Annotated in this window: 11 protein-coding genes; 5 read left to right on the forward strand and 6 right to left on the reverse strand. The window is 53.4% G+C overall.

All coding sequences use genetic code 11. The features are described from left to right. Window positions 1–108: 108 nt before the first annotated feature. The 3 genes from POTG_RS11520 to POTG_RS11530 form a co-directional block, all read right to left on the reverse strand. Complete coding sequence (locus POTG_RS11520; RefSeq protein WP_009225005.1) at window positions 109–963, reverse strand: carbohydrate ABC transporter permease; 855 nt, start codon at window positions 961–963, stop codon at window positions 109–111. Between the two features lie 3 nt (window positions 964–966). Then, a complete protein-coding gene (locus tag POTG_RS11525) occupies window positions 967–1,938 on the reverse strand; it encodes a carbohydrate ABC transporter permease (protein ID WP_009225006.1) in 972 nt (323 codons plus the stop codon). Window positions 1,939–2,008: 70 nt separating this feature from the next. Next, window positions 2,009–3,418 carry an ABC transporter substrate-binding protein gene (locus POTG_RS11530; RefSeq protein ID WP_009225007.1) on the reverse strand — a complete coding sequence of 470 codons (1,410 nt, stop codon included), beginning with the start codon at window positions 3,416–3,418 and terminating at the stop codon, window positions 2,009–2,011. 281 nt (window positions 3,419–3,699) lie between these two features. Here POTG_RS11530 and POTG_RS11535 point away from each other — a divergent pair, with 281 nt between their 5' ends. The 4 genes from POTG_RS11535 to POTG_RS11550 are packed head-to-tail and all read left to right on the forward strand — an operon-like array spanning window position 3,700 to window position 7,171. Further along, on the forward strand, window positions 3,700–4,611 hold the full coding sequence (locus POTG_RS11535) for an ABC transporter ATP-binding protein (protein WP_009225008.1): 912 nt from the start codon (window positions 3,700–3,702) through the stop codon (window positions 4,609–4,611). A 2-nt stretch (window positions 4,612–4,613) separates the two neighbouring features. Beyond that, window positions 4,614–5,351 carry an ABC transporter permease gene (locus POTG_RS11540; RefSeq protein WP_009225009.1) on the forward strand — a complete coding sequence of 246 codons (738 nt, stop codon included), beginning with the start codon at window positions 4,614–4,616 and terminating at the stop codon, window positions 5,349–5,351. Between the two features lie 6 nt (window positions 5,352–5,357). Next, window positions 5,358–6,572 carry a sensor histidine kinase gene (locus tag POTG_RS11545; RefSeq protein ID WP_009225010.1) on the forward strand — a complete coding sequence of 405 codons (1,215 nt, stop codon included), beginning with the start codon at window positions 5,358–5,360 and terminating at the stop codon, window positions 6,570–6,572. After that, the gene (locus POTG_RS11550; RefSeq protein WP_009225011.1) at window positions 6,569–7,171 is read left to right on the forward strand and encodes a response regulator transcription factor; all 603 of its coding nucleotides are present in this window, start codon (window positions 6,569–6,571) and stop codon (window positions 7,169–7,171) included. The genes POTG_RS11545 and POTG_RS11550 overlap by 4 nt, the downstream gene beginning before the upstream one ends. Window positions 7,172–7,469: 298 nt before the next feature. Here the strand turns inward: POTG_RS11550 and trxB are convergent, their stop codons facing one another. Continuing rightward, complete coding sequence (gene trxB, locus POTG_RS11555; protein ID WP_009225012.1) at window positions 7,470–8,429, reverse strand: thioredoxin-disulfide reductase; 960 nt, start codon at window positions 8,427–8,429, stop codon at window positions 7,470–7,472. A gap of 108 nt (window positions 8,430–8,537) precedes the next feature. After that, window positions 8,538–10,274 (reverse strand): tetratricopeptide repeat protein, encoded by a 1,737-nt coding sequence (locus POTG_RS11560; protein ID WP_009225013.1) that lies wholly within the window; start codon window positions 10,272–10,274, stop codon window positions 8,538–8,540. A gap of 313 nt (window positions 10,275–10,587) precedes the next feature. On the opposite strand from POTG_RS11560, the gene POTG_RS11565 reads away from it, so the two are divergent. Next, window positions 10,588–10,914, forward strand: coding sequence for an iron chaperone (locus POTG_RS11565; protein ID WP_009225014.1), 327 nt, complete (start codon window positions 10,588–10,590; stop codon window positions 10,912–10,914). A gap of 62 nt (window positions 10,915–10,976) precedes the next feature. On the opposite strand, the gene POTG_RS11570 is transcribed toward POTG_RS11565, so the two are convergent. Then, window positions 10,977–11,924 carry a ribose-phosphate diphosphokinase gene (locus tag POTG_RS11570; RefSeq protein WP_009225015.1) on the reverse strand — a complete coding sequence of 316 codons (948 nt, stop codon included), beginning with the start codon at window positions 11,922–11,924 and terminating at the stop codon, window positions 10,977–10,979. Between the last annotated feature and the right edge of the window lie 11 nt (window positions 11,925–11,935).

An 11,935-nucleotide genomic window follows, 5' to 3' on the forward strand; every position in this document is an offset into this window, starting at 1 on the left:
AGCTGGATGAGCATGTTGCCCATCCTAACCCTCTACAGGCCTTCTTATTTTATGGGGAGGTTATTCATCATTCATTTGGCTTTCAAGCAAGGCAAGTGAAATGCCCGATTATTCTTTGACGCCGCCCAACGCTACGCCGGCAATAATATACCGGGACAGCAAGAAGTAGACGATAAACAGAGGCAACGCCGTCAAAGCCAGACCCATGTAAATTGAACCGAATTCCGTCTTGTAAATATCGCCGCGCAGCAAGCTGACCATAATCGGCATCGTATATTTACTCTTATCTGTCAACAAAATGAGCGGCATAAACAGGTTATTCCAGTTCGCGACAAAGGCAAAAATCGCTTGCGTCGCAATCGCCGGCATCATCAGCGGCAGAATGATCCGGTTAAACGTCTTAAATTCGCCGGAGCCGTCGACACGCGCCGCTTCAACAATCTCAAGCGAGAGAGTACCCAGCAGGTACTGGCGCATGAAGAACACAACCGCTGGAGCCGCGATGGCTGGCAAAATCAAAGGCAACAGGTTGTTGGTCCAATGAATTTTGTACATAAATTGATAGAAACCAATCGAGCTGGCTTGAGCCGGAATCAGCATCACCGCCATAATAAAGGTAAAGAACGGCTGCCGCAACTTCCAGTTATAAGCGACCAGACCATAGGCCGTCAGGGACGAGAAATAAACCGTCAACAAGGTAGCCGATCCCGAGATAATAAACGAGTTTATGAACCCTCGAACCGGATCAAAGCTCTTGTCCAGCAGCACCTTCAGGTTGCTCATCATATGAGTGGATGGAAGCAACGAGAGGCCCGCTTGAATTTCCGCCGTCGAACGCGTAGCGTTCACGAACATGATCCAGAATGGAAGGATACTGAGGAGTGCCAGCAAAATACATACGACATATACAATCGTCCGATTAATTCGGAGGGCGACCGCACTGCCTTCTTTAATTTTTTCCATGGCTTACACCTCCCCTTTCATTGCTGCACGCTCTGCTTTTCTTTGTTCTTTGATCGCTTTATTTAATTTCGCCGCATCCCGGTCACGCATCAGATAGAACAGGATGGCGGACAACACGGCAGCAATAACGAACAGAATCATACTTGCGGCTGCCGCACGGTTATACATATAACTTCCTTTAAACGCTTGCCCGTAGATAAACATCGAGGTGGTCAGCGTTGCGTCGTCCGGTCCGCCTTGAAGGAACAGCTGCGGAATATCGAACATCGTCAGACCGCCGATCATCGACGTAATTAATGTATATAACATGATGGTGCGCAGACTTGGCAGTGTAATCTTGAAGAAGGTCTGCCAGCCGTTGGCTCCGTCAATCGCAGCGGACTCGAAGATCGACGGATTGATCCCCATTACACCTGCAATCAAAATAATCATGGTGTTCCCGTACCACATCCAGAATTGAATGAAGGAAACGATCCCACGTGCGGTCGTCTTATCCTGCAGGAAGAAGATCGGAGCATCGGACCAACCAAGCAGCTGGAACAAGCTGTTCACCGGCCCCATCGGATATGCAAACAGAGAGCTAAAAAGCACTGCAATCGTACTTGCAGTGATAATATTCGGCATATAGAGCAGGATCTTAAACGCGCCCTGGCCTTTAATGTTCAGACGTTTATTCGTAAACCAGGCCGTCAGCAACAGCGCAAGACCTATCTGCGGAATAAAGTTAACGATCCAGAGGATAAACGTATTCGCGAGAGATTTCTTGAAAGAAGCATTTTCTAGAATCAGATCTTTAAAGTTCTGAAACGGGTTATCGAGAATTTCCAATGGTTTGGGGATGATCCCCTGTAAATTAGTGAAACCGATAACGGCGGTATATAGAATCGGATACAGTGAAAAAACCAAAAAAGCCAACACAAATGGCAACGTAAAATAGTAACCGTATCTCGAATAATTGACACCTTTGCGGCGCATGCTTTCACCTCTTTCATGGATATGAAGGGGCGGGTTATACTCCCCGCCCCTTCGCATCTACTGCGTATTCTTATTCGCTGTCGATGCCAAGTTGGTCTTTCACTTGTTGTTTGAAGGTTTTGATCGCATCGTCACGGGATTTGTTACCTGCCGTGTATTCACGAACTTGATCGCGCCACAGTTTGTTGATCGTTTCGTCGTATTGCGTCAAGTTCTTACCGGAAGCATTTTCGTTCGCTGGAACGAAGATGTCAAACATGTTTTGACCGCCCAGCATTGCAACTTCACCGTTCGATTTCGCCATCACCACGGAGGAAGCTACGCTATCCTTCGTACCTGCTTCGCCCTCTTTCATCGTACCGTTTGCCCAATAATATTGGAGGCCGGTTTCGGAGGTATCCAGCGTTACCCAGTGAATGAAATCAGCAACCGCTTTCTTCTTCGCTTCGTCTTTCGTTACGTCTTTGTTAGCCAAGAGCCAAGTACCGCCCCAGAAGAACCCTGTTGGAGATTCAGTTACAGCCCAATCACCGTTTGTATCTTTAACTTGACCGTTCATGACATAGTTGATCAACCAAGCCGGACCAAAGAACCCGAAGATCGGTTGAGCGCCGGAGCCAGACATGTCAGCATACCAAGCTTCCGTCCAGTCTTGCGTATCGTTGTGGTAACCGTTGTCTTTCAACTTCTTGGAGAGATCCAAGAACTCTTCACGCTTCGGATCGATGTACAGTTTGCCGTCAACGATCCATCCTTTGTCGGAGCTGTTCTCGATCGCGTGCCAGATATCACCGTCACCGGATACGATACCATAGCCTTTCGCTTTCAGCTTCGCAGCTGCATCGAAGAACTTATCCCAACCAGGACCAACTTCATTTTTGATAGCAGCTGGGTCATCTGTCCCGAATACGTCTTTCGCAATCGAACGACGATAGATGAAAGCGCCGCCAGTTGCTTGGTAGCCAAGAGCTTTCAGCTCGCCATCTTTACTACCGATATCTACGGAGTATTGAGCGATGCCAGCATCTTTAACCATTTGGTCAGTCAAGCCCAGGTCAGCGTAGTTCGCTGCATACCCGGAAGCGTCGCCTTGCGTATATTTCAGAACGAACGCTGCTTCAGCAGCATAAATGTCCGGGGCGTCTTTGCCGCCGCCAGCCAAAGCTTGGTCAAGCGCAGGTTGGTAAGCGCCATCCGTTGTAGCGATAACCGTTGTTTTGAATTCAACATTAGCGTCTGGATGCGTTTCCAAATATTTTGTAGTCATATTTGGAATTTCATCCGTGAAGCTCCACAGATTGATGGTAACCTTTTCGCCGCTGGAACCTTTACCTGCGGAAGAATTCGTTTCCGTAGGTGTTGTATTGTTCGAGGACGACTCATTCTTGGAATTGCCGCCGCAAGCCGTGAGAGCTGTTGTCATCACCAGCAAGGCGGAGATCCCGATCAACAGGTGTTTCATACGTTTCATGCGTTTCATGCTTTGCCTCCCCTTTTGTTTACTCTTCTCGGTATTTTGTAACCGCATTCACATTTTAATACATCTTTTTGTTCTCCATAAGTAAGCGCTTATTGGGAAAAGTTCAACTATTTTTGGGTCTTGAGATCGAGGGGGCTTCTTCAGACTCAAATCAGAATGACAATTGTCATCTCAATGTCATGACAGTCCTTACTAACGGGGGGATCGCCGTTCCTCTATGCTTAAATTAGCGGAGGGAGAACTTACCAAGGCGAAACCTTAAATAGGAGGCGAAGTGTTTCGTGGAACCTATTATTGAAATGAAGGACGTCAGCAAGAGCTTCAAAGATAAAAAAGCGGTAGATCATCTATCATTTACCATTTCCAAAGGCACCATCACCGCCATTCTTGGGCCTAACGGAGCCGGGAAGACAACGGCAGTCTCCATGCTGCTCGGCTTGCTGGAGCCAACAACCGGAACGATCAAGCTGTTCGGGAAGCCGCCCAAAGACCGCTCAGTCCGTGAGCGGACCGGTGCGATGCTGCAAGAGGTAAGCGTGATGGATCGGCTAAAGGTACGCGAAATCCTGGAGCTGATTCGCAGCTACTACCCCAACCCGATGGCGATGGACGAATTGGTTCGTCTGACGGGGTTGTCCGATAGCGATTTAAACCGCTATGCCGAGAAGCTGTCCGGCGGGCAAAAGCGCAGCCTTAGCTTTGCCCTTGCTTTGGCGGGGAACCCTGAACTGGTCTTCTTTGATGAGCCCACAGTGGGGCTGGACATCACGGCGCGCCGCCGCTTCTGGGACAGCATCCGCAAGTTGGCCGCGCAAGGGAAGACGATCGTCTTCACGACGCATTACCTGCAGGAAGCCGACGATATCGCTGATCGGATCCTGCTATTTAACCGGGGATCCTTGGTCGCCGACGGCACGCCCGAAGCGATCAAATCGCGTATTGTCAAACGTTCGATTTCCTTCCTTGCCGACGGCGACGGCCCAGAACTGCGGAGCCGGCTGCTGGCGCTCTCCCCTGTCGCGGAATGCTACAACAAAGACGGACGTATCCATGTGACAACGGAGGATACCGACGCAGCATTGGCAGCATTGTTTACCGCCGGTCTGCCCGTGCACGACATCCAGATCGAGCAAGGACGGTTGGATGAAGCGTTCGAACAGCTAACGACAAACCATGAAGAGGAGGCAATCTAACGATGCGTACCATTACGATGCAATGTAAAGCGGAAATGCTTCGGGTGATCCGCAACCCCTATTATGTATTTTGGTCGTTGTTGATGCCGGTCTTGTTCTACTTTATCTTCACGCGGGTCGTTAATACCGGGGCCGACAATCCGAGTGAATGGCGGGCGTATTACCTGATGTCCATGACGACCTTCAGCGTAATGGGGTCGGCGATTATGACGCTTGGCATCCGCCTGGTGCAGGAGCGTACCCAAGGCTGGGCGACCTTCATGCGAATCACGCCGCTGCCCGGTTCGATTTATTTCTTCGGCAAAATGTTCGGCCAAACCATGATGCACCTGTTTTCCGTAGTGTTTATTTTTATCGCGGGGTATTTAATTAACGGGGTAACACTGCCTTGGTATCTGTGGATTTCCAGCGGGTTGTGGATCATTGCAGCTTCGCTTCCTTTTCTCGCGTTGGGGACGCTGGTGGGGCTGATGAAACGCGTGGATACGGCGAGCGGCGTCAGCAACGTTTTGTATCTGCTTCTAGCCGTCTCGGGCGGCATGTGGATGCCATTCGAAGTGCTGCCCAAGGTGATGCAGGCCATCGGCAAATGGCTGCCCTCCTACCAGTTCGGAAGCGGTGCCTGGTCCATCGTTCAGGGGGATGCGCCGAGTTGGCAAAGCGTGCTGATTTTGCTGGGCTACCTCTTTCTGTTTATGGTACTATCCACATATATCCGAAAAAAACAGGAAGCGGTGTAATTTCAAATGCGGTTCGGCAAGTTCGAGTTCGAATGGTTTCCGAAAAAATACGGCTGGTTCCCCTACATCTGGCCGATCTACTTGGTTCTTCCTTTCTTCAACATTCGGGGAGAGCATGGAATCAAGCTGTGGATCGGCTGCGCGATGATCGTCTTGTTTGCCGTGACCTACCGCCAGTTATATTGGGTTACCGGCAAAGTATTTAACCTCTGGCTTGCGCTGCAAATGGCACTCATCCTCGCGCTCTGCATGTTCTATAGCCCGTATAACTTCTATTTGGGCTTCTTCACCTCGAACTTTATCGGTTGGTACACCGATCACAAGAAGTTCCATGTCGCCATTTCCTGCTTTGCTGCGGTGGAGGTGCTGTCGCTCCTGTTCGGCGCCCGGGATCTGGTGGCCGGCGACCTGCCGTTCATGATGCCCTTCCTCGTGATCATGCTGGTGATGCCTTACGGCATCCGTTCGATGGCGAGACGGCAGCAATTGGAGCAGGAGCTCGACCGGGCGAACGAGCAGATTAAGGAGCTGATCAAGCGGGAGGAACGCATGCGAATCGCCCGCGATTTGCACGATACGCTTGGGCATACCTTATCCCTGATCACGCTCAAAAGCCAGCTCGTCGAGAAGCTCGCCGCCAAAGACGCCGAACGGGCCCAAGCCGAGGCGCGGGAGATCCAGCGCACCTCCCGGGCCGCGCTGCGGCAAGTGCGGGAGCTCGTCTCCGACATGCGGGCGATCACCGTCGCTGAGGCGCTGGCGGAAGCCGGCGAGATCCTGCGTGCGGCCGACATCGCCTTTGACGTAGAAGGCGATCCGCGGCTGACCGGCGTGTCGGACTTGACGCAGAACATCGTCAGCCTCTGCATTAAAGAGGCGGTGACGAACATCGTCAAGCATAGCCGGGCCACGCGCTGCGCCGTCACGATCGAGACCGCACCGGCGGAGGTGCGGCTGCAGATCGAGGACAACGGGATCGGGTTGTCCTCGCGGAAAGTGGGCAGCGACGGGGTGTCCTCGCTGCCGGGCAACAGCGCCGCGGGCAACGGCCTGAAGGGCATGGCCGAGCGGTTGTCGCTGATCGACGGCACATTAACCGTCGGAGCGGGGAGCCTGGAAGGCTCGGACGGTTCCGAGGCCGGCTCCGGCCGGGGCACTCGGCTGCAGATCACCATCCCGCTGATCGTGAAAGAAGCTGCCAAAGAAGGTGAAACCGCATGATTCGCATCGTCATTGCCGAGGATCAACGTATGCTGCGGGGAGCGCTGGCCTCCCTGCTCGATCTGGAGGACGACCTCGAGGTTGTCGGTCAGGCAGGGGATGGCGCGGAGGCGCTGGCGCTCATCGAGAAGCTGCGCCCCGATGTCTGCCTAATGGACATCGAGATGCCGCTGATGAGCGGACTGGAGGTGGCCGAGCGGCTGCAGGCCCAGGGATCGCCGTGCCGCGTTATCATCCTGACGACGTTCGCGCGGCCGGGCTACTTCGAGCGGGCGGTGAAAACCGGCGTCCAAGGCTACCTGCTCAAGGATGAATCCAGCGATCGGCTGGCGGAAGCGATCCGGCGGGTGAAGGCCGGCCACCGCGAGGCTTCGCCGGAGCTGGTCTTCGGCAGTCTCCGCCGGGACAATCCCTTGACCGCCCGCGAGCAGGAGATTCTGAGGCTGGCCGCCAAAGGCTGCACCGCCAGCGAGATTGCGGCTTCCCTGCACTTGTCCTACGGCACCGTCCGCAATTATATTTCCGAAATTTTGAACAAGCTGGAGGTCAAAAGCCGCATCGAAGCGGTCCGCCTCGCCGAAGAGAACGGTTGGATTTAAGCACACACGTGAGACGTGCAAAAGGACGCCGAGGTCGGCGTCCTTATGAGTTATTTTCGGGATGCAATCTATTCGATTTTTCGCATACATCCACGCGTTTGACGATCAAAAATCCGAATTGTATTCGATTTTTCATATAGATTCTTGGAGTTTGGGGTGGGATCGGCAAAATCTGTATGAAATTTCATATACAATCCTTTGAAATCGCCGAAATCCCCAAAATATACTTGATTTTTCGCATACATTTAGGACGGCAAAGTGACATCCCCTGACTTCCCCCGTGATTCCTTCCCCAACTTTAACTCCCGGTCGGGCCGCTCCAATCATGCACCATGCTGCCCTCCAGGAACTTCTCGCAGTCCATGGCCGCCATGCAGCCGGACCCCGCCGCGGTGATCGCTTGGCGGTAACGCGTATCCTGTACGTCGCCGCAAGCAAATACCCCTGGCACGTTCGTCTCCGTGGTTCCCGGCTTCACAACGATATAGCCGTGTTCGTCGGTCTCCACTGCGCCGCCGAGAAACTTCGTGTTTGGCGTATGACCAATCGCCACGAACACCCCGTCGGCCTCCAGCAGCTCCTCCTGACCATCGGCATTGTTCCGCACCTTCAGGCCCTTCACTTTGACGCCGCCCTCATCCGTCACCACTTCCAACGGTGTACGGTTCAGCGCCCAGCGGATTTTCTCGTTGGCTTTGGCGCGATCCTGCATGATTTTGGAGGCGCGCAGCTCCTCCCGCCGATGCACGATCGTTACCTCGGTCGCGAATCGCGTCAGGAAGTTCGCCTCCTCCATAGCGGAGTCACCGCCTCCGACGACGAGGAGTTTTTTGCCGCGGAAAAAGAACCCGTCGCAGGTCGCGCAGGTACTAACCCCTCGGCCCACGTTCTCTTGCTCGCCTGGGATACCCAGATATTTCGCCGATGCCCCGGTCGATATAATTACCGATTCGGACTCTAGCACCTGACCGCCTTCCAGCGTCACTTGAAACGGCCGCTTGGAGAAATCCACCTTCTCCACCCAGCCGCTCCGAAATTCTGCACCAAACCGTTCCGCTTGCTTGCGCATGTTATCCATCAGCTCAGGGCCCATAATTCCTTCCGGAAAGCCAGGAAAATTTTCCACTTCCGTCGTCGTGGTCAACTGGCCGCCCGGCTCCAATCCCTCGATCACCACCGGGCTCAGATTCGCCCGCGCCAAATAAATCGCCGCCGTTAATCCGGCCGGCCCCGTTCCAATCACCAATACTTTGTGCATACGCTCGTACCTCCTTGGTTCCTAGGAAATAGCTCGACCCGTCGATTCCTATGTAAATGGAATACTCCATCAAATTTTCCCCAAGTTGGACCTGCTTTACCCATCAAACTATTGGACCGAAGGAAAAATCTCCGCGAGCTTCTCCTTCACGCCGCATACTTCATCCACCCGTTGAACATAACGGCGTGCCGTAGAGGCGGAAATATTGTATTTCTGCGCCACCTGCTCGTAAGTGACGGATTGTCCGTGCATTTTGGCCGTCAAGTATTCAAGTGCCGCGGCCCAGCCCTCCAAATGGGAGACCGTTGGCGTATCCGGATATAACCGGGTGAGAAAATCCGCCCACAACGTCTCCATATCATGCTGCTGCTGAAGATCAAAGCTCCGCTTCATCCGCTCCAGAGCCAAATCCACAACCGCTTGCCACTCGCTCCGCCATACCGGCAGCTGCGTGGTCACCCGGCTTGGATCGACCAGCGTTGTCGTCGCACCGGAACGAACCGGCAGCGGCTGGTTCACGCCGAGATTGCGGAGCACGAACAAAGCCATTTCCTTCAAATACGCATCTTCCTCCGGCTCCAGCAAGAAGGCTTGCAGCGCCTCCTCAACCTCCCGGTCAGCAATCAGGCCCATCGCCTGAATGACTTGAAGCTTGGTTTTGTTGTCCCCGTGGCGCAGCGCCCAGAAGAATGAGGAACGAATCAGCGGGTTCTCTTTCATCTCGGCCGGGATTCCTTCTTCTGAAGCCTCCCACCGCTTCATTTGCTCCTCGAACGGAAGCAGGTACTGATAATTGACAGGAACCGGTTCCGCCTCGGGATGCTCACGCTCCTGGGACAGAATATTCAAATAATAGCCCGGCACGCTCGATTTCGGATCCAGCCTTTTCGCCGTATTCCATAGCTGCTCGGCTTCAGCCTTCCGTCCCGTATGGTAGGCAGCCACCGCGGCATAGTGATACAGGCTGGCATCCAAGTTCGTCTCATTCCCGCGCATCAGCCGCATAAAATGGCCAAAGGCCGCTTCGTGCCGCCCCAAGATGCCCATGGTTGTCGCCAGCTTGAACACGTGCTCTTGGTGGAAAGGAACGATATTTTCCAATCGGCCGGCCAACTCTTCCAGCGCCTCGCGGTTTCCAGCATGCTGATAAAAAATCGCCAGATTACATAAGGCGTGCAAATTTCCGGGATCCTTCACCAGCACCTCTTCCACGGTTTCCACCGCCTTGTGGAACAATCCCAGGTAGTAATACCCTAATGCGAGATTGTTACGGGCCGCCAGGAAATCGGGAAGGCTCTGCACCAGCTCCTCCAGCATTTTGACGGCTTGAGCGAACTTACCTTCTTCTAGCAACGCACGCGCCTGATCGTGCTCATAGACGCCATGCCGCGATTTGATGCTCTTTAATTTCGTTGGGCGGTCCAGCTCGTATTGCAGCAGGTCGATCATCTCCTCGGCCTCGCTCAGGAACTGCCCCTGTTCATCCTCCTCCAAATAGCGGATGAGCGCTTCTTCGGCCGCTTCAAACATATCCATATTGGCGTAATTGTTCGCCATATAGAAATAACATTCCGTCATGGACGGGTCGATCTCCTCCAGCACGGTCTGGAGCACCTCATTGGATGCCGCATAGTCCCCCATCTCCGATAGAATCCCGGCCATATTGCAGTGGTTCACCGGGTTGTTCGGCTCGTATTCTACGGCTTTGCGGAAATATTTTAATGCCTTGTCGTAGCGATAACGGTCCAACGAAGAAACGGCTCTCTCGAAGAAAAATCCCGCATCCATCGAGATCGGCAGCACTTTCCCCCGCTGGGTTTTAGCCGGTCGCTTTCTTTCCTTCAAGCAAGGCACCTCCTTTGATTTCATTCTTCCAAGTCTACTTTCCGTAAGTTTCAGGTAAACTCTCCATTCCACAGTATAACATAGGAGAAGCTGTCCTCCCACGGGGAATCCAATCGGAAAATAACGGATACGCCGCTACTGGAAGGAAATCCGCTCTCCGCAGGCGAATAATTTGAGATATTTGCAGAGAAAGGAGCTATTTCCATTATGGAGTTCGTTTGGGAAAACACGGTTGTTGCCTTATTGATATTCGCACTGGTGATTTACATCCTCTGGTCCATTTTTTTCAGAAAAAAACGGCACTCAGGACAGATTGCAGCAAATCCGTAAGCTGGTTCAGGAGGTTGCGCCTAACGCAATCGAGCGGATCAGCTATCAAATGCCGACCTTTGAAACCGATGGCAGAATCCTGGTGCATTTCGCAGCGTTTAAGAAACATATCGGTTTTTACCCAACCCCCAACGGTACTAAGGAATTTGCGGAGGAACTGTCCCATTACAAAGGCGGGAAAGGGTCAGTACAGTTTCCCTTGGACCAGCCGCTGCCGTTGGATCTGATTCGCCGCATCGTTCTCTTCCGCGCGGCGGAAAACCGCCTGGCCGCCGAAGCCAAAGCTGCTAAGAAGCGTAGGAACCAATAACTCGTGAACAAAAAAGCCGCTTCTTCAGCGGCTTGGCTTTTTACTTGAATGATGTTGGACTTCTAAATGCCTCGATCTTTGAACAAAGCGGCAATCGACCCGCCCTCCAGAATGAACTGCGTCGCCCGGGCTAGCATGGGCGCTACTGAGAGCACCTGCACATGGGGAGAATGCAGCTCCGGCTGCGCGATCGAATCGGTGACGACCACTTGCCGGATATTGGGATGCTTCAGCTTCTCCAGGGCATTGTCCGAGAAGAGCCCGTGCGTTGCGCACACATAGGCGTCCTCCGCGCCCCGTTCCTTTAACCCTTCGACAACGTTTACAATGGTGGAGCCAGTGTCGATCAAATCCTCGATAATAATCGGCGTATGCCCGGCCACGTCGCCGATCACATGCGTGATCACCGACTGGTTGTGCGCGGGACGCTTCTTAATCATGATGGCAAACGGCGAGTCCAGTCCGTTGGCCAGCTTCTCCGCCATCGAGGCCCGTCCCGCATCCGGCGAGACGATCACGGGATTCGGAATCTGCTGGGCCCGCAGGTAATCGGTCATCAAGTCTAACGCGGTCAGATGATCGACCGGAATGTTGAAGAAGCCCTGAATCGCCGGCGCGTGCAAATCGATCGTCACGACCCGACTCGCCCCAGCCGTCGTCAGCACATCAGCGAGCAGCTTAGCCGAAATCGGTTCCCGCGGCGCGGATTTACGCTCCTGCCGGGCGTAGCCGTAATAAGGCATGATGACGTTCACCGTGCGGGCGGAAGCCCGCTTGGCCGCATCGATCATCACCAGGAGCTCGACGAACATCTCATTAATCGGATGGGATAGCGACTGTACGAGAAATACGTCATAATTACGGATACTTTCCTCATAATGCACATAAATTTCTCCGCTTTTGAAGCGCGACAATTTCACCTTCCCGGGTTCGATCCCGAGTCGACTGCAGATATCCGATACCAGCTTCGGATTGGACGAACCGGAAAACATGCGCATTTTGGCTTCCATAACATCCTCCC

This window comes from Paenibacillus sp. oral taxon 786 str. D14, from assembly GCF_000159955.1.
GTDB lineage: Bacteria > Bacillota > Bacilli > Paenibacillales > Paenibacillaceae > Fontibacillus > Fontibacillus phoenicis.